This window comes from Streptomyces sp. NBC_01506 (assembly GCF_045040295.1).
Classification (GTDB): Bacteria; Actinomycetota; Actinomycetes; order Streptomycetales; family Streptomycetaceae; genus Streptomyces.
The window spans coordinates 1,540,268-1,557,729 of the sequence record NZ_CP109422.1 but is presented as its reverse complement, the minus strand read 5'-3'; the positions used below and the strand labels follow the sequence as shown (position 1 = coordinate 1,557,729).

Sequence of the window (17,462 nt, the reverse complement as noted above, 5' to 3'; positions counted from 1 at the left end):
CCTCGGTCTGTCACGGTGGCGGGGGCGCACCCGGACGGGTTGGCGGGTCCGGGGTCAATCCGGTATCGGTCGGAGTGCCGTTGGTCGTCGTCCCACGGAGTGTGAGCGTCTGCGTAATCTCGCTTCCGCTTCCGGACGTCTTGTTGCCGATTACCCAAGCCAGCGTTTCGAGTTGGGCCCCGGTTTTGTCCACCACGCGCACCACGTCCCCGAGTTCAATTCGGGGATCGGGCAGGATCTCAACGGATTGCAGCAGCGGCACCGGATAGGCTCCCGCAGTGATCATCACCGACGCGAGCAGCGAGGCACCTTCCCGAGTCTGCACCCATGTCGTGGCGTCGTGCGTATACGTCTGGACCCCGTACGCGCTCTGACTTGCCGTATGGCCGGCTGTGGCGACAGCCGGCGCGGGCTCCGACCCTTGCGGATGCGTTGCCGACCGGAGTGTTGCTTGATGGAAGTAAACAGGCGCCGCAGACCGGTTCCGCACCGTCATGGACAGGACTCCGCCCGAGCGGGTGACGCGCGGTTCCACCGCCCCATAAACCAGCACCCCGGAAGTGGCGTTCGCAGAATTACGCACGTCCATCACGGTTCCCGTTCCAATGTCCGTCGACGGAACTGGCGTCATCACGTCATACAGGGTCTCGCCCACCGGATACGTCCGGGTGAGTGTCTGCCCCGGCTGAATCGGCAGGGGAGACGGGGGCTTGTCCGTGATCGCTATTGTGCGTACGCCGGTGACCGATTCCCAGTTGTTCCACGTCACCGCACAGTAATTCCGGCATGCGTCGATCTCCTCGGTGGCGACCAACTTGCCCAATTCCCGTGACGACGTGACCGCGAAATCCGGTGCAGTGGGGGCAGTTGACCAGCGGGTGTGATCCCGCCACCGGAAATACCCGTCCGAGTCGAATTCTGCCGTGGACAGCGTGACGCGTGCTAGGTCCGTGATCACGTCCCACGCGCTACCACTCACGTTCGGAATCACCCGGAGCGGAAACCGCGGGGTATCCAGCGACGCCGTACGTTTCCATGTGCCAGCCTGTGTCGTCTGGCCAATGGTGACCGGCCGGTCCGGCATCATCGATATTTGCAGACCCTCGACGCGTGTGTTGGTCACACCGAGTTCAACGCTAGTCAATTGCCCGGCGGGGGCAGGGGTTGCCGCCAGGACTCCCGAGTTGAAAGCGGTTGTGGTCCCGTCCTCGGCCGTCACGTACGGGTAAATCGTGGGAACCCCTGTCGTGCTCCATGACAACCACCACCCAAGGTGATACGTCCCCGCCGTTTTCAACCGGTCCCAAGTCCACGACACCGACTGATTGTTGCTCGCATTCGAGTCCTGCCCGCTGTACGCAGTCAACTTCCCCGCCACAAAGTCCACGGCAAAATTCACGTAATGCGCGGTGCCACCACAGTTCCAGAGTTCGTCAATGGTCACGGACTTTGCCCCGGCGGGAAGTTCCCCGGTATCGGTCCAAAACTCTCGGTACGTCGCGTCCGAACGCCGGTTCACCGGGGACAGCTCGGGCGCATACCGCGCGTAGCTCGTCTGGTTCGCGGGGGCGACGAACGCCGACTCCTGCGGGGCACGGGTCTTGGACCACTGCGTCCACGAACTCGTCAGGTCCCGCAGCGTCCCGATACCGGCTGCCGCACCGCCGTGCATCGAGGCGTGCAGGATGGCGGTCGCTCGCGGGGGCGGACATGTATGTATTCCTGCCTTGCGCAGCAAGTGGTCCACGATCCATACCGGCGACGCACACCACGGATTGGTGTACGCCCAAGTGCCGTACATCAACCCGCCATCGGGCCGGGGCAGCTCGGCCGGCTGTCGCAGCCGCTCGGCGCCGTCCAGCGCCGACAGCCGCACCACGTCCGTACCCGACTCGGCAGAACGGGCGCGCACTGTGCCCCGGAAGGCGTCGAGAGTCTGACCGTTCACCCCCCATGCGTGGGTGACCGACTGACCGGGCCTGGCCACGTCGCCGGTGCTGCGAGGGGCCCACGGGCCGTACAGCGCCGGGGCCGACCTGTCACCAACCCCCGTGACTGACAAGTCCAGTTGGTCACTGGCGGACCCGCTGAAAGCACGCATGGCGTCCGGCAGATCGGTGGCGTACGCCTGGTCGAGTGACCAGCTCTCCACCTGAGATGACACGTCCCGTCCCCCGAGCCGGACCAAATGGGCCGCTGCACGTTCGCCGCTCGCCAGAGCTGCCACAAGGGACGCGCTACCCGGTCGCACTGCTGATCACCTCCACCATGTCCAGCCCGATGTCCCGAAAGGCGCCGTTGCCCGAAGTCGCCGCGTGCGTGTAGTTGGTCACGGAGTAGGCGGGACAGCCCTCGCCCGAGGGGCGGGCACCGGACAAGAGATCGACCGAGACGTCTCCCGCAGCGAGGACTGCCCGCCCAAGTGACCACACGCCAACGGCACTGAATTCGATGTTGGGCTTTACGAGAGCAGCGTTAGCCGGAACGGTTGCGACAAGCGGTGTGCTTGCTGTGGCTCCGAATGTCGAGCTGATGTAAGAGCTATCTGCCGCGTACCAGTGCAGGCGAAGTCCGTTAAGTGCTGCCCCGGATTCTCTGAGTCCCGGTGTCCACCACGTGAGCTTTGTTCCCGGTGTGACGGGAAAACCAATCCAGTACGGGTGAAGGTACGTCAGGTACGGGTAGCCGATATCGGTCATGGACTCAACAGACACCGTGTTCGGCGTATATGGATCATTCGCAACGCCGTACATGCTGATGGTCGGTGTGGCGTACAGTCTGGATGCCCCAATACCGGCGCCCTGTTGTGTGGACAGCAGATTGAACGCAAGCGGGTCCAACACGGCCACCGGACCGGGGGAATCCGCACGCCGGGCGAGAGCGTCAAGATGCAGGAAATCGGCTCGCACCATTGCTTCCCAGGAGAGTTTCAGCCGGCGAGGGCGCACCGGGGGCGCCCATGTGGTAACACCCCCGGCAAGCGATCGGAATTCCGACACTCCAAGATCAGGGCTACGGTCGAACGAACCGGCCCCGTCCCGTATCTCCCGGAGCGCACCGACGTTTCCAATCCACACCGGGAATCACCTCCTGTCTATCTGTCGGTTACCTGCCACTACGGCCCGAGCTATCTCTTGCTCGCCGATACGCAGCACGATTTCCCGCCGGTTCTCGCGGTCCCGCTCGGCAAGAATCTGCCTCACTTGGGCCCAAATATCGGCGGGTTCCCGCACGCGCTGGACCCTGCCAGACATGCTCGCGGATTCCACCCTCGGAACAGTCACCATGGCGCGCAAACGAGCATCAAGCGTGCCTTGCTCGGCGTCGATACCCTCCACGACACCGGGCGGAATGAACCGGCCGATCTGATCGCGCATCAAAAGACTCGGACTGTTGATTCCGAGCGCGTCCGCGATAGGGCCGGGAATGGCAGACTTGGCCCACCCGATGAGGGTGTCTGTCAACCATGACCCCATGGACTTAATACCGTCCCAGAGCCCGCGCACCAGGTCTTTTCCCTTGCCGACCAAAAGTTTTCCGAAGTCGCCAAGACCCTTCCCGATGCGTCCGGGAAGACCGCGCATCCAGTCCGTGAATTCACCGACTTTAGCTTTCGCCTGAGTGCCGAAACTGGCTACCCCACGAACAGCGTCAACGAACGCAGTTCCGAGTTTGCCAACAAAACCGACGATGTTGCCTAGCCACGAAATGGCGGTGCCCAGTGCGGAGAACAGGCCCGAGAAAACCGGACCCGCGAGCCGGATTACTACCGGGATCACGGCACCCAGGATCTTCGCCGCAAACTGAGCGAGCCACGTGACAATTGTGGTGACTACGGAGACAACGGGATGCGCTTTCTGGACCAGCTCGGACAGCTTTCCGCCGATCATCTGCACGGCGGGCACAACCCGTGTCGTGATGAAATCGGACAGCGACAAAAAAACCGGCTGTACATTCTCCAGAATGGCCGCGTAAATACGCATCGCGGCGGGCAGCACGTACTGAGTAAAGATCAGTGCGAGATTCGTAAAGATCGGTGCGAGCGCGCTGTAGACCGCACCATAAAGCGACATGAGAGCGGGAATCAGTTGCCCGGAGACAACAGACCAAAAACCTTGCAGAGCGGGGAGAACACCCGTCGTGAATTGCTGGACGAGTGCGGACACGCTCGGAGCGAGGGTGTCCCGGATAGTCGTTCCGAGCCCCAGCAGGATTTGCCCGAGACCGGATATCGACTGCCCGCCGGCTCCGGACGCGAATACTCCGAAAAAACCGCCGACCACATCTCTCGCGGTGCCGAGTGCCGGACCTAGAACATCCTTTGCCGTACCCGCAAAAGATATGAGTGACGGCAACACCTTGTTGCCTACGAAATTCGTCAGCGCTACCTCGGCGGTGCGCTTGAACTGTTCAATCTTGGCGGACGCATTGTTGTGCAGCGCGTCGCCCATTTTGTCAGCGGCACCCGCAGTATCTCCGAGAGCCTTGACCGCCGTTTTCGGGTCAAGGGCAAAAAGTGCTTGCCCTAGATCCTCCGCCGTCGTTCCGAAAAGGCCGACTGCCGCAGCGTTCTTCTCGGCAGGGTCCTTTATTGCCTTGATGCCGTCAAGAACTTGCTGCAAGCCTTGTTTTGCACCGGGGCCGCCCGCAGCAATCTTGCGGGTCATCTCCTCGGCATTGAGCCCGATTTCCGTATAGGCATCCGCGCTCGCCTTGCTACCGTCCGTCGCCCTGATCTGAAATTCTTTCAGAGCGTCAGAGACGATATCCGTGTCCCTCGCGCCTGCCTGTAGACCCTGGGACATGAGCCCCATTGCGTCGTTGGCAGAAAGCCCGAGATCACGAAATTTGGTGCTGTATTCATTGAACGAATCCGCCATGTCGTCGGCGCGCGGACCCATTCTTTGCATCCCCGCCGTAAGGATGTCCAGAGCTTCCGTACCATCTTTAGCCAGCCCGTTCTTCAGGATCTGACCGACCGCGTTACTCGTCTGCCCCAGGTCGAGTTCGAAAACGTCGGAAAGGTTGGCGACCTTCCCCGTTATCTCTTCAATCTGCGCATTGGTTGCTTCCGGAGGAAGGATGCCCGAGCGCATGATTCCGGAGACAGCGGCGGCAGCCTCTTCCACGGAGCCAGTGATGCCATGCGCATACAACTGTCCGGCCGCTTCTCCGTATTGCTTGGCCTGTTGGGGAGTGCTGCCCAACGTCGCCTGAATCCGCCCGTCAATGCGGGTCTGATCCAGAGCGTCCATGAACCCTTTTGCGAAGATCGCGGCGGCGGCAAGACCGACAGCGGCAAGCCCGCCTTTAAGGGCTCCGCCCATTTGCCCGGTGAAGCCCTCGCCGGCTGCCTGCCCGCCCTCTTGCCCCGCCGCCTCGGACGGCCCGGTGACCTGTCTCTGAAGCTCTGCCGCGAATCCCTCGACTTCCGGGACGATCGACACATAGCCCATGCCGACTTCTACGGCCATCAGGCACCCCCCGCACCGGGCTGCATACGGACGAGATAGGCCGCGACTTCCTGCGGACTCCGTTCCGTCCCGCCGATGCGCCCCGAGCGGATACCGGGCCGCTGAATGGGAGCCGGGCGACGACTCGGGGACTTAGCCCCGGCATTTCCCCGCTGCCAATTCGCCTCGGCAAGGCGGTCATGCAGTGCGGCGAGGAGTTGTGTTTCCAGTGTCCAACCGGACTCCTCACCGGCCAGTGAGCGGCCCAACGCGGACTCTGTGGGGAGGTTCACCACGAGAGCCCGGAACCGCCTCCACGTGAGCCCCGAGCCGGTACGGAAAAGGTCCCGGATATCGGTCCGGTAGTAGCGCTGGAAATCTGCTTCTATGGCCTCCCCGTTCTCCGTCAGGAGTCGGAAGAGGCCGAAAATTCCCCCACCGGGGCACCCTCGTGCTTCTGCCACTGCCGGAAAAGCTCGCCAAGTGCAGCGAGCGGAACGGGGATGGTATCGAACCGGGCCCACTGCTCACCAAGACCCGCCTTAAGCAGAGACTCAATATCCCGCGCACTCGGGTTATCGACGTTCACCGCGGTAAGAATGGACTTGTCCAGCTCTCCCGCTGCGGGCATGGTGAAGATGAGACCGGACAGGGAAAACCGGAAAGGTTCCTGCCGGGCTTCCGCAACCCAAACATCAAGGTCAAATGCAGCCGTGCTCACGTTAATTTCTCCTAGAGTAAAAGGAACGTTTCTGCAAAGTACTTAAGCTGCGGGTTCCTCACCCCAGGACGGGTCATCGCTGTACTTGACCGCAACCGTTCCGTCCGTTCCCGGATAGGCGGTAATGGTCAGGTCGTAGGCAATTGCTTCGTCACCCTTGTAAACAATGTCGCCGGTCTCGGTAACCTCACCGTCCGGCACAACAATGCGGACATGCGAATTGCCATCGATCACGTCGAAGCCGAACTGACGGCGGTCCGGCCCCGGTGCCTTGACCGCAAGCACGGACTTTCCGGAAGTGGTGAGCACCTTTGAGCCCTTGTGATACAGCTCAAGAACCGTTTTGCTCGTCTCGATGGCGGTGAACTGAAACGTCATCTCGGACGAGCTGATGACCTTCCGTACGGTCTGCCCGCCCTGCCAGCCCTTGATTTCGGAGGTCTCGGCGGTGTTGGACTCGGTAATACCGTCGTCGGAGATCCAGCCGACATCGGTAGCCGTGACAGGCCATGGACTCGTTGCATCGGTCGGCTTGACGGAGTTAAGCGGAGCCACATACGCGGCGCCGGTAATCGCAACGCGCACGGCGTTAGCGTTCAGAGGCATGGGTATCCCCTCGGAGTAAATGAGAATTGGATTTCAGTTGCCGGGTTCGGGGGTGTCGAGCACCCGCCCGCGCATGTGAATTTCAGCGGCGAATGCATATCGCGGCTGTGATGATTCGGGGTCGGGCAGCCATTGCGGGCCCCCGACTTCCGCCACGGTGTAGACCGTCACCCCGCCACGGACACCGGAAATTGCCCCGATCAGTCCACGCACCAGGGCGCACAGGTCATGCGCGTCCGCTTCGGTGGCTGCCCACATGTGGAAGTCGAGCCGGGCACGGTCTGACACCACGGTCCGTTGCAGCCCGCCGAGCCGTTCCACGCGAACGAACCGTGGAGGGCGCGGAGTTGGGATGCGGGACACCACGGGTACCCGCTCGCCGGCTGCCGCGAGGGCGGGGCGGAGATAGCCCGTCACCACGGCCACGGCGTCCGGCATGACGATGACGGGCCGGTTCAATCGGCACCGTCCAGCCCACGGAGCAGCGCCCGCCGCGTGCCTTCCGCATCGTTCTGTTTCTTGTAGTTGCCGATCACGGCAGCACGCCAACGGCGGGAACCTAGAGCCGAGTCGGTGCGGTACTCCCCGCCCGAGCTGTCAGCGGACTGTGCGATGCGCTCGGCCACCCGGCGGACTTCTGCCCCCGTGGCCGGGTTCTTCATGAAGGAATTGATGCCGTTGCGGTTCGGTCGGAACCTCACCCGTCCACCCCCTTCAATCGGGCTTCGGTGTGGTGGTGGCGACCGGCGAGGGTCCAGCGGGCAACGTCCCCGTCCACATCGAGCAACCGCCCGAGTGCAACCACGCGGTCCCCTGGTGCTAGGTCGATATCGGCGCGGGTCCGGGTGACCAGTCGCCACCCGGCGACAACAACGGGACGGTCCCCGGTGTCCTCGGTGGACGCGTCGGGCTGGACGGCAACGTGCCGGTAGGTCGTCCTGGTCGCGTTGGACCAGTCGCGTTCGCTGGTGGTGTTGCCGTACCGGTCCACCAGGAACGGGGCGCGCACGACCACGACGGTTTGGCGGTATTGGACGCTCACAGCAGCCCCACCACCGCTACGCGCTTGCGGTACCGGGCGAGTAGGTCCCGGTCCGCAGGGGCGAGAGAAGCCCCGATGGTCTCGGCGGAGTACGTCACGGACACACTGCCCACAGACTCTTGCCGTAGGTCGGACGGGTTCGTGAGCACTCGGCCGGCAAGGGTGAGCACCACCGCGAGCACGTCACCGGGCACCGCCGTATACCCGTGGGTGTAGGTGACGGTCACGGGCTGGTCGTCGGGCACTCTCACTCGGTCCCTGACGAGCTGCCACCGGTCCGGGGTGAGTGCCGTATCGGCGACCATGACCCCCTGTACGGAGATCACGGGACGCTGCGGCAGCACCGCCCACCCGCCGCGCGGGTACAGCAGTGCAGAGCTGGTTCCCCTGGTGAAGCTCTGCCGGGCTTCCCCGCGAACGATGCTGGCTGCCACGTCCAGCACCAGGGCAGCCGACTCGGGCAGCTCGCCCGGCTCGCGCTGCATCCACGCGGCAAGCTGTTCCGGTGTGGCGAGGGCGGGCAGTTCCATTCCGGCCCCCTCCTACTTGACTGTCTGAGCGGCGCACGCCAGACACCGCGTAACGGTCCGCGCCACCCCGCCCGAATCGAGAACCGGAAAGCTCTCAATACGGGCCGGGGCAGCGCACGAATCCGTGTGCGGAATCTTCGGGGCGGACGCCGTGGCACGCTTACGCGGCGGCAATTCCGTTCCCTTTCCGATTACTTGGCGAGAACGCCGTTAAGACGCGCGGCACCCTTGCCGCCGAACACCGCGAGACCGCAGTAGAACTCAATGCGGGTGCGGTAGGCGGGCTTGGTCTCAAGCTGCCCCAGGTCATCGACCATGACCCCGCCATTGGTGAGACCGGTCACGGCCTGGTCATCCTCGGTCTGCCCGAACCGCACAACGTAAATACTGGACGCGTCCGTTGCCGTACCAGCCGTCTCGGTCTGCGGAAGAATTTCCGCACCCGCAGCAGTCTGACCGGGATCCAGGAACGGAATTCCGTTGTACGTCGCAACGAGCTTGCCGGTAAGAGCTTCGCGCACCATCTCGAAACCGCCAATCCGGCGGGCGGCGGAACGCACCTTCGCGATAACCTGCCGGTTCGCGTACAAAGCACCGTTCGCACTTGTCAGGCCCGGAACGGAAGCAACGAGAGCGTCCATCAGGTCGAAAAACGTATGCGAGTCCGCAGCACCAGCACCCACAATGGGCGCGCCGTTCGTACCGGCGGAAATGACCTGCGCCCCGGTGAGCCGCTTACGCAGACCGTCAAACGACTTGGGATCCGTCACCACGTCACCGTTAAAGAACGTGTCCTGAAACTTGTAGGCCGCCGCCTTGACCTTCAAGCGTGTCTGTACCGCCCGCTGGTCATTCAAATTTCCGCGCGTCTGCACAATGAAACGGTCAACGTCCGCATCACCGCCGAGAATCACCAGAGATTCCGACTTCTGGTTTACCGTCCCGGTGCTCTCGGTGTACGCCTCATTGACGCTTCGGAAAGCAACTCCCGGAAGTGTCGCTTCCTCGTTGTAGCTGTAGCTGTTGCCCTCGATGGGCAGCAGCGGGATTCGGTCCAGAATGCTGGACTCCTGTACGAAAGTCTCAATGACCCCGCGCTGGAGATTGGTCGTGCTGAGCTTGGCGGACTCGGCGAGAGAAAGCGCCATGAATGACCCTCCATTTGAGCATGAAAAAAGGGGCACACGTAGCGTGTGACCCTTGGATTAGGTGTGGGTGCGGTTGGTTAGCCGGCCGAGCCGTACGCGTCCCGCAGACGGTCAAACGGGGTCGCGGGCTCGGCGTCCGGCTCTGCGCTGCCCCGCTGCCCCGCCCCCACGTCGCCCCACGGGGCCGGACTCGTCGAAGCGGGCTCCGCAGCGAGTGCAAGATACGGCTTGTCCTTGACGAGCTTGTCCAGCGCGGCAGTTACCGCAGTGGTGTTCACGTCGCCGCTCTCACTCACCAGACCGGCAACGTCGACCAGGGCGAGAGCGTCCGCCGGATCGCGGAGCCGACCAGCGGCAGCCGCCCGAATCTCCGCGCGAACGAGCTGCCCCGTGAACTCGGAACGGATCTCCCCGCGGAGCGCGTCGAGGTCGCCCGGCTTCTGCGCAGCGTTCGACCGGCGGAGCCGAGTTGCTTCCGCTTCGGCGGTCTCGGCGCGCTTCTCCGCAGCAGCTCGGGCAGCCCGCTCGGTCGACAGCTCGCCGGGCTTGTTGCCACCCTGGTCGTCCTCGGGCCTCGCGTCGGTCGGCCCGTCCTGGCGCTCGTCGCCGGTCGGGGCCGGGGTGCCCTCGCCGGGCTTCGACTCCGGGCCGTTCGCGGCCGGGTTCGGGTTCGGATCGTTGGGCATGCGTGCCCCTCCTATGTGATGTATCCGTGTTTCCGGAGCATGGCTATTTGGTGCTCGCGGTTATCACCGGCGAGTTTGAAGATGGTTTCCGGCATGAGGCGGGCCTCGTTCGCACGCTCGTACCGGGCTCCGGGGATCTTCTGGAAACCGGAATCAAGCGCCTTGCCACCGATTCCGCGTCTCGTCGTGCCCTCGGTCGTGACCCGCATAGGGCCCCGTCCCGTGGCAGCAGTCGCCATGCCTCGACGGGCGTTGACGATCTGCCCCAAGTCGGCCCCGCTCTCAAGGGCTTTGACCCCTGCGGCGCCGAGACGCTTCCGCTGTTCCTCCGTGCTCATCTCCTGAAAGAGCTTTTCCGGGGTCTTGGTCTGCTTCCACTCGGCGTCCGTCATCGGCGACATCCCACAGTCGCAGCGGGGATGCCTCTTGAAGCCCGTTGAATAGCTGTACTGACGGCCGGACAGAATGACACACCGGGCGCACGCGGGAAGCTTCACCACCCGGACGTACGAGATACAGCGGGGATGCGCTGCCATGGCAACGGCTGTTGCCGCTCGGGCCGTATCGGCGATCTGTGTGCCGATCAGCATTCCCATTTGATTCATGCCCCGCAGTGCGGCGGATGCTTCGCTCTCCCCGAGCGCGAGAGCCCGCGCGGCGGTGATGGCGGGGAGGTACAGGAGCGAGACAAGCGGGCGGGCATCGGACGTGATACCGACCAGGGCACCGGGATTCAGCCGGGCGAGCGGGGCAGCAGGGGCACCCTGCGCCAGCAGTGAGGCACTGACAAAGATTTCCGCCCCCTGCGCCACGGTCATTTGCCCGGCGGTCACCGCTGCAAGAATCTGTCGACCCGCTTCCCCTTGCAAAGCCGAGAGAATACGGTCCGGCGGAACTTCACCCCAGAGGGCTTGTACGGCCCTAATAACAGTCTGGGATACCTGCTGGACCAATGAATGCCGCTCGGCTGCCAGTTCGGCAACCCGGCTCATGCCGCGTCGTCCTGGTCGCCCTGGTTCGGCTCGGCCTGGTCGGGCTTCTCGCCGAACAGTGCGGCGATGTTGCCGCCGAGAACTGCCGTTGCCTGGTCGTCCCGCATGCGTTTCCAACGGTCGATTTCATCCGGGGTCACACCGGGAATTCGCTCCCACAATGCCTCATCGGGTACACCGATCGACTTCAACTTGACCAGTGCATCGGAGTATTGGGAGTCCGAGCGGAATTGAGGGTCACGCCAGACGACCGTGCCGGTAGCGAGCGAATCGGCACGGTCGGGCTCGCCGGCTGCCAGAGCTTCCAGCCGCATCACTTCACGCAGCGCTGCCCCGAAGTGCCTTTGCCGCTCCGTCACCTTGGCCACTAGACCGGCTTCCGAAGCGGCCAGAGCATCCGCACTCACATTGGTGAGCTGCCCCGTCAAGTACGTTGCCGGAGTGCGGGTCTGTGAGGCGATGTGTTCGACCGCAGCATCAATAACCCGGAGATAGTTCCCGAGATCAGCAGCGGTGAACTCCGCGATGCGCGCCGTGTCCTTCTCAAGCCACAGCAGCCGGTCCGAACGGAACCGGTTAAGCGGCTCGTCCTCCTCGCCCACGACTTCCCCGGAATCGGGGTCCACGATTTCCCGAACGGGCCGGTCCGTGCCGAGCACCGCGCGGGCTGGTAGCGCGAGGTCATCCGAAGCCGTAAGCAACTGCGCCCACAAGGTGTTTACCGCATCCTGTAGCGGAAGCACGGTCACCAGCTCGGAGCGCGGGGAAGCATGCAGCCGTGACCGGTTCGGGAGTTCGACCAGTGGCACGGCCCCAAGCGGATTCTTGATATGCGAGGGCTCACCACGGGGAAGACCCACCGTGCGGCCGGTCCAGACGTGCGAGCGGCCCCGACGCTGCCACCGGTACACCATGTCCGGGGTAAAAAGGGTGGCGAACTCCCACACCCCATCACGCCACGTTTTCAGCCCGGCAGAACGGAGCCTACGGCGACCGGGAACGTACTCCACCACGGCGTTAGCTGCGTGCTCGAAAGTGATTTCTGTGCGGATGCCGTCCGGTTTCCAGACCAGGGCGTACGAACGCCCGGTGATCAGAGCTTCCAGCAGAGCTAGGCCGACTTCAACGTCGCATTCGGACGTGCGCCATGCCTTACCCGCAGCCTGATCAATGGTCCCGTCCTCCAGACGGAATCCAATCGGCATGAGCCGTTCAACGGTGGCATCCGGTACGGTCGCACACCAGTTGTCGGAAAAGTCCTTGAACAGTTCGCCGGCCTGCGCGTTGAATTCGGGCGATGCGAACAGCAACGGGCGGTTGCCCTCGTAAGCGTCCGACCACTTGCGGGCTTCATTCTTCCGCCGCTCAATCTTCGCGCGAAGCCGGACCGTCATTTGCAGTGGTGTTTCCGCCATGCTCCCCCTTCCGGGCATGAAAAAGCCCCGACCGGCAGAAACCCGAGCGGGGCAGCTATGCGCTTGAGGCGCGAGGACGTTTAAGGGGTCTGCGTACGTATCCGTCAAGTGCCATGACCGCAGCGGCTATGCCGTCGATACGAGCGCTGGACTTTCCGCGGTCGGGCTTTACGGGTCTCATGTTGTCGTTTCCGTCCCGGTACACCTCGACCACGCTTGCGTTCCAGCGCAACACCGGATTGCCTCCGTGTCGAATCCGACCTTCACGCAAGAGCCGTTCCAGCTCTTTACATCCGGGCGACATGCCTAGATAGGTCTGTGCCACGGGGACCACGTCCACACCACGTGTCTTAGCTTCAATCCGCTGGACGAGCTGCCCGGCAAACATCCGATCATAACTGATGCGCTGTACGTCAAGCCGACGACAGTCCGCAATGATCTGTTTCTCGATCGCGTCGTAGTCGATCGCGTCGCCCTCGGTGAGCGTCAGCAGCCCGTCTTTAGCCCATTGATGCAAAGGGACCTGTAGCTGTTGTTCCAGCTCGTCTACGCGTTCATCGGGCAGCCAGAACCGTGAAATAACTTCCAACTCGACACCGGGCGCGCGGGATTCCACCACCAGCACCCAAGCTGAAAGGTCGGACACCGCACTCAGGTCCACCCCGCCCCAGGCGCGCCGATACCGGAACGTCGTGTCATTGACCGGCCCGCTATTCGCGTCCCACAGTGTGAGCGTTAGCCACCGTGAGGCAGCCCGCATACGCCTGTTGAGAGACAAGCGGCAAAAGGTGGGGAAGTAACTCGGCGTGGACTTCGCCTTGTTTGCCTCACGGCGCATGTAGGCGAGAGAGGGAGACGCGCCCAATCCGGGATTGGCCTTACGCCACGTCTCCTCGCTGAAAGGATCGTCCGACTCTGCGGCAGCCCAAATGACCCCGTAATGACCAGGGTCGGTAATGATCCCGTCCGCGCAACGGCGCGTGTAGGTGTGTTTCTCGTCGTAAATCGAGCCCTCGACGCCTTCATCAGCCGTCGTGATGTAAATGACCAAAGGCTGATCACGGGCACCGGTGCCGGTCTCGATAGCGTCGATAAGGTCACGCCGCTTATGAACGTGTACCTCGTCCACAATCGCCCCGGACACATTCAACCCGTGGGCGGTCTCGGCGATTTTGGAGAGTGCACGGAAGATGCCGCCGGTTCTCGGCACTCGGATAAGACCCCGCAGAACCTCCACGCGGCCCCGTACCGTCCGGGAAGTCAGGGCCATGCGCTTGGCGTCGTCAAAGACGCGCTCGGCTTGTGGCAGGCTGCCAGCAGCCGCGTATACCTCCGCCCCGATCTCCCGGTCCGCAAGTAGCAGGACGAGCCCGATACCGCTGGACAGAGTTGATTTCCCGTTCTTACGAGGAACTTCAATCCACGAAGACCGTACGACCCTTACGGCTCTGCCTAGTTCGGGGTCGTGAGCCAGCCATCCGAAGATCGGGGCAATCACCCAAACCGTTTGCCACGGCGAGAGCTTGAGTCTTGTCCGGCCCCAACGCCCCTTTGTGTGCTTGAACGTTTGGATAGCGTGGATGGCTCGCCGAGCGGCTGCCACGTCGAAATATGCGCCCGGAGCGGTCTTGGCTTGTGCTGCCACCACCAGCGGGCGTGATTGGACCGCTTCGGCTATCTCGTCCTCGGACAAGCCGAGTTCGCGCAGTGCGTCCAGCGGTACGGGAAGATCGTCAGTCGAATACGTCTCCGTCATCATCCCCACCAAAATCGGGCGGGGTTATCCGGGTCGCCGATGCGGGGCTGAGCCCCAACTCACCTACCAGTGCACGGAAGTGACTCCGGTACTGGTGGGCAATCGTCACCCACGGACTCTTTACCTTCCCGCGCTCCGTCTCGACTACCAATCCGGCCCGAGATAGCTCCCGCTCCGCCTGCCACAGACGAGCGACCGTCACGCAATACTCAATTGCCGTTTCCCGCTGCGCGTCAGTCAGGCCGGCTGCCACCACCACGGCGGGAATCGTCCTCGCCCAAACGTCAGCAGCCTTACCGCGCACGTCCTCGGACGAGTCGCCCGGCAGCAATTCGGACCAGTCAGGTTCGACGGGGGCCACCGGTGCGAAACGAGCGCCCTCGGAATTGCGATCTTCGCGGAACGTTCCCTCTCGGACCGCCTGGATATGGGGTTTCGGTTTCTGTCCGGGCACTGCCAATGCGCTCTCCTTTCCACGGAAACGCTCAAATGAGCCACGCGAGTTTTTTGTCTCCCTGCCGCTCAACTAGGGCTCGGGGAGGGGGCACCCGCCTGGTGAGTCAGAACGGCGGACGCTCGGACGACTCACGGCGCGATCGATGCTCGGCAGCGAACCCGCCCGGTTGGTGCTTCGCAGTCTCCGAGTTGTGGCACGACGTGCACAGCGGACGGAGCCTTGACCATGCGTCCGGTTTCGACTCGCCCCGCGCCACCAGCTCTCGCCGGCTCTCCGGAAAGTGGTCGGCAACGGTCGCCAGGGCGGAGCAGAGCACGCACCACGGATGGGCATACAGGTACGCCTTCCGGATGCGCTGCCAACGCGTCGTGTAGACAGCCCCACCGCGTGAGGCACGGTCCCGGTTCGCTTCCCGCTCATGGGTCGTACAGCGGCCACCTGTGGTCAGCTCGGGGCATCCGGGGATGGGGCAAGGGGGGCGGGGGCGTCGGGGCATGGGGGGATCACCTCCAGCGAGGGTATGGGAGGGCGGCTTATACCACGGAGATCCCCGAGATTCTGCAACTTCCGTTATTCGCCGAGAACCGCTGATGGGTTCTGTTAACGGTGCTTAGAGTCCTTGCCGTGAACGACATCGAGAATCCAAACCCTGCCGTGTTCGAACTCCGCTGCGGCAACGTGCTCCACGTGACGATCCAGCGCATCCCCGGATGGCTGGTGGCAGCCGTCGCCACGGCCACGGGAAGCGGGCTCGCGGCATGGCTCACGTCCCGGTGAAAAGCTTCGGATAGTCGTGAAGGGGACAAGGGGGTGAAGGTGCGGAATCCGGAGGTGTCTCATTTGAAAGGGGGGAGCATACGCGTTGCACGCTTAGCGTCTCCCTTCACGAACGTGAGAACGTACTGATGAATGCGCCCCATCTTCCTTGAGGCACGCCACTGAGCCGGCAGCCGCAAGGCCGCAGTACCGATCACGTTCAAGAGAACGGCATCGTTGTACAGGTGCATACCCGCCGCGCGGTGAGCAGCAACCGTAAGAGGTGCCAGTCCGCGAATGCGGCCCGCAGAGTCCCGCACGTCTCCCACCACCCACGTAGCAAACCGGTCTGCGGTGAGACAGCGTACGGACTCGCCAATGATTTTCCGGTAAGCGTCTTCAAAGCGCGCCCATGGCATGGCGGACAGGTCGTTGGGGTGGTCAGAGTAGCGCTCTAGACTGTGGTAGGGCGGGCATGTGAATACGTAGTCGAATGACGCATCGGGGAAGCTCGAAAGTGTCTTGGCCGAGTCCCCTTCAACCCACCTGGGCGGTACGGTGAGCAAGTTGCGCATTGCCCACTCCGTGGACTGCTTTTGGTTCGCCGCAACTTGCGAGCCCGACAAATCAACCCCGGTATAGGCGTAGCCTCTGTTTCCGGCAATGAGACCACGCACGGAACCGCCGGCGAATGGGTCGAGAATGGTGCCACCGTCCGGGCAATACCAGCCGTAACTAGCCTCGGCTAGAACGGGATCAAACGTGCTCGGATCGGCGATGAAACCCTTCCCGCCGTAATCGTCAGGCATGTTATAGAGGTCGACGCCTTCCCGGCCCTCACGACTATTGAGCCCGATGTCATCCCAAAACCGCCGACGTTCACGCCACGGCCCCAAGTCACTACGGATGACAGACATAGGGGTAATTCCTGCGGCCGGTCCGTAGCGGTTCTCACCCCTAACATGCGGCATGGCCAGCCCCCGTTCCATGTGGTTAATTGAGCAGCAGGGTGGACGAAATCGAACCGCCTCCACCGCTAGGATTCAGCGCGGAAACCGCCCGCACCTACCCGACGAGCCGGGCTAGGGCTAGTCCAGGGCGGTGTCATTGCGGGGCGTGACAGCCCCAAAGTCCTCGCCGGTCTTGGCCATGTGGCAGTCACGGCACAGGGGTTGCACATTGCTGTCTGTGTCCTCACCACCACGGGCGAGGGGGTGCACATGGTCCACGTCAACCGAGCTGGCAAGCGCAACCGATCCGCACCGTGCACAACGGGCACCACCACGGGCACCGACCAGAGCACGGAGCCGAGCGGCCCCCGAGTAGACAGCAGCGAGAACAGCGCGACGAGCACGCCGAGCCCGAACCGCGGAACGGCTCTCGTGGACCCGGTGGTGACCCTCGCAGCGGCCCCGGTGAGTAGCAGGCTCCGGGCAGTCGATACAGCGCACGATGCCCCCCGTTGTCGTCGGCCTGGTCGTCGACCTGGCGGTGGACAGGCTGAACACCCAACGTCCCGTCCGTGTGCGCCCCGCACGCCGTAGCGCTGCACTGTGGCGCCCTTCCTTGTCCGGCACCCCTCACGGCGCATGGGGACCACACAGGCTTACAACCCCGTTCGGCGCCCGTGGTCAACGGGCGGTTACTTGTGGGCGGTGTGGTCCCCGCGCTCTGCCTCACGACCCCAGCGGCCACCCCGTACGGGTGCGTGGTGCACGGGCAGAGCATCGGGTGAGGGGCGGGCACTCGGACCGCCCGTTCCGGGCTGGCGGGGTGCGCGGTAGTCCCTGGTCCCTCACTTGTTGTGGAGAGCAGGAGGATCCCGCCGGATCCATGACGGGATGACGGTTGGGATGCTGGTTTGGTTTTCTCTCGATTTTTTGTGTACATACAAAAAAAG

Annotated in this window: 18 protein-coding genes; 1 reads left to right on the top strand and 17 read right to left on the bottom strand. The window is 63.4% G+C overall.

What is annotated here, in order from left to right; all coding sequences use genetic code 11:
* Window positions 1-10: 10 nt before the first annotated feature.
* From OG329_RS06430 to OG329_RS06360, 15 genes are all read right to left on the bottom strand, one after another.
* The gene (locus OG329_RS06430; RefSeq protein WP_405793351.1) at window positions 11-1,948 is read right to left on the bottom strand and encodes a hypothetical protein; all 1,938 of its coding nucleotides are present in this window, start codon (window positions 1,946-1,948) and stop codon (window positions 11-13) included.
* A 289-nt stretch (window positions 1,949-2,237) separates the two neighbouring features.
* Window positions 2,238-2,912: a hypothetical protein gene (locus OG329_RS06425; protein WP_405793350.1), complete on the bottom strand. Its 675-nt coding sequence runs from the start codon at window positions 2,910-2,912 to the stop codon at window positions 2,238-2,240.
* Window positions 2,913-3,083: 171 nt separating this feature from the next.
* Window positions 3,084-5,474, bottom strand: a complete 2,391-nt coding sequence (locus tag OG329_RS06420) for a phage tail tape measure protein (RefSeq protein ID WP_405793349.1) — start codon at window positions 5,472-5,474, stop codon at window positions 3,084-3,086.
* Between the two features lie 385 nt (window positions 5,475-5,859).
* A complete protein-coding gene (locus OG329_RS06415; protein ID WP_405793348.1) occupies window positions 5,860-6,174 on the bottom strand; it encodes a hypothetical protein in 315 nt (104 codons plus the stop codon).
* A gap of 42 nt (window positions 6,175-6,216) precedes the next feature.
* On the bottom strand, window positions 6,217-6,780 hold the full coding sequence (locus OG329_RS06410; RefSeq protein WP_405793347.1) for a hypothetical protein: 564 nt from the start codon (window positions 6,778-6,780) through the stop codon (window positions 6,217-6,219).
* Between the two features lie 33 nt (window positions 6,781-6,813).
* Window positions 6,814-7,101: a hypothetical protein gene (locus OG329_RS06405; protein ID WP_405793346.1), complete on the bottom strand. Its 288-nt coding sequence runs from the start codon at window positions 7,099-7,101 to the stop codon at window positions 6,814-6,816.
* Between the two features lie 134 nt (window positions 7,102-7,235).
* A complete protein-coding gene (locus OG329_RS06400) occupies window positions 7,236-7,481 on the bottom strand; it encodes a hypothetical protein (RefSeq protein ID WP_405793345.1) in 246 nt (81 codons plus the stop codon).
* Window positions 7,478-7,822: a hypothetical protein gene (locus OG329_RS06395; RefSeq protein ID WP_405793344.1), complete on the bottom strand. Its 345-nt coding sequence runs from the start codon at window positions 7,820-7,822 to the stop codon at window positions 7,478-7,480. Before OG329_RS06395 ends, OG329_RS06400 begins: the two co-directional genes overlap by 4 nt.
* A complete protein-coding gene (locus OG329_RS06390; protein WP_405793343.1) occupies window positions 7,819-8,352 on the bottom strand; it encodes a hypothetical protein in 534 nt (177 codons plus the stop codon). The genes OG329_RS06395 and OG329_RS06390 overlap by 4 nt, the downstream gene beginning before the upstream one ends.
* A 191-nt stretch (window positions 8,353-8,543) precedes the next feature.
* Complete coding sequence (locus OG329_RS06385) at window positions 8,544-9,500, bottom strand: major capsid protein (RefSeq protein WP_405793342.1); 957 nt, start codon at window positions 9,498-9,500, stop codon at window positions 8,544-8,546.
* A 77-nt stretch (window positions 9,501-9,577) separates the two neighbouring features.
* Window positions 9,578-10,186, bottom strand: coding sequence for a hypothetical protein (locus tag OG329_RS06380; RefSeq protein WP_405793341.1), 609 nt, complete (start codon window positions 10,184-10,186; stop codon window positions 9,578-9,580).
* Between the two features lie 11 nt (window positions 10,187-10,197).
* Entirely contained in the window at window positions 10,198-11,178 is a 981-nt protein-coding gene (locus tag OG329_RS06375) for a hypothetical protein (protein ID WP_405793340.1), read from the bottom strand.
* Complete coding sequence (locus OG329_RS06370) at window positions 11,175-12,593, bottom strand: phage portal protein (protein WP_405793339.1); 1,419 nt, start codon at window positions 12,591-12,593, stop codon at window positions 11,175-11,177. The genes OG329_RS06375 and OG329_RS06370 overlap by 4 nt, the downstream gene beginning before the upstream one ends.
* Window positions 12,594-12,648: 55 nt before the next feature.
* On the bottom strand, window positions 12,649-14,349 hold the full coding sequence (locus OG329_RS06365; protein ID WP_405793338.1) for a terminase large subunit: 1,701 nt from the start codon (window positions 14,347-14,349) through the stop codon (window positions 12,649-12,651).
* Window positions 14,327-14,803, bottom strand: a complete 477-nt coding sequence (locus OG329_RS06360) for a P27 family phage terminase small subunit (RefSeq protein WP_405801680.1) — start codon at window positions 14,801-14,803, stop codon at window positions 14,327-14,329. Before OG329_RS06360 ends, OG329_RS06365 begins: the two co-directional genes overlap by 23 nt.
* 627 nt (window positions 14,804-15,430) lie before the next feature.
* Here OG329_RS06360 and OG329_RS06355 point away from each other — a divergent pair.
* A complete protein-coding gene (locus OG329_RS06355) occupies window positions 15,431-15,583 on the top strand; it encodes a hypothetical protein (protein WP_405793337.1) in 153 nt (50 codons plus the stop codon).
* Window positions 15,584-15,642: 59 nt separating this feature from the next.
* Here OG329_RS06355 and OG329_RS06350 read toward each other — a convergent pair whose 3' ends face one another.
* Both OG329_RS06350 and OG329_RS06345 read right to left on the bottom strand, forming a co-directional pair.
* A complete protein-coding gene (locus tag OG329_RS06350) occupies window positions 15,643-16,479 on the bottom strand; it encodes a methyltransferase domain-containing protein (protein WP_405793336.1) in 837 nt (278 codons plus the stop codon).
* 171 nt (window positions 16,480-16,650) lie between these two features.
* Window positions 16,651-17,013, bottom strand: coding sequence for an HNH endonuclease (locus tag OG329_RS06345; RefSeq protein ID WP_405801679.1), 363 nt, complete (start codon window positions 17,011-17,013; stop codon window positions 16,651-16,653).
* Between the last annotated feature and the right edge of the window lie 449 nt (window positions 17,014-17,462).

Bases quoted from the DNA above. Each gene is read 5' to 3' on its own strand.
- OG329_RS06425 (WP_405793350.1), bottom strand. From the start codon at position 2,912: ATGGTGCGAGCCGATTTCCTGCATCTTGACGCTCTCGCCCGGCGTGCG.
- OG329_RS06420 (WP_405793349.1), bottom strand. From the start codon at position 5,474: ATGGCCGTAGAAGTCGGCATGGGCTATGTGTCGATCGTCCCGGAAGTC.
- OG329_RS06410 (WP_405793347.1), bottom strand. From the start codon at position 6,780: ATGCCTCTGAACGCTAACGCCGTGCGCGTTGCGATTACCGGCGCCGCG.
- OG329_RS06390 (WP_405793343.1), bottom strand. From the start codon at position 8,352: ATGGAACTGCCCGCCCTCGCCACACCGGAACAGCTTGCCGCGTGGATG.
- OG329_RS06385 (WP_405793342.1), bottom strand. From the start codon at position 9,500: ATGGCGCTTTCTCTCGCCGAGTCCGCCAAGCTCAGCACGACCAATCTC.
- OG329_RS06380 (WP_405793341.1), bottom strand. From the start codon at position 10,186: ATGCCCAACGATCCGAACCCGAACCCGGCCGCGAACGGCCCGGAGTCG.
- OG329_RS06375 (WP_405793340.1), bottom strand. From the start codon at position 11,178: ATGAGCCGGGTTGCCGAACTGGCAGCCGAGCGGCATTCATTGGTCCAG.
- OG329_RS06370 (WP_405793339.1), bottom strand. From the start codon at position 12,593: ATGGCGGAAACACCACTGCAAATGACGGTCCGGCTTCGCGCGAAGATT.
- OG329_RS06365 (WP_405793338.1), bottom strand. From the start codon at position 14,349: ATGACGGAGACGTATTCGACTGACGATCTTCCCGTACCGCTGGACGCA.
- OG329_RS06350 (WP_405793336.1), bottom strand. From the start codon at position 16,479: ATGTCTGTCATCCGTAGTGACTTGGGGCCGTGGCGTGAACGTCGGCGG.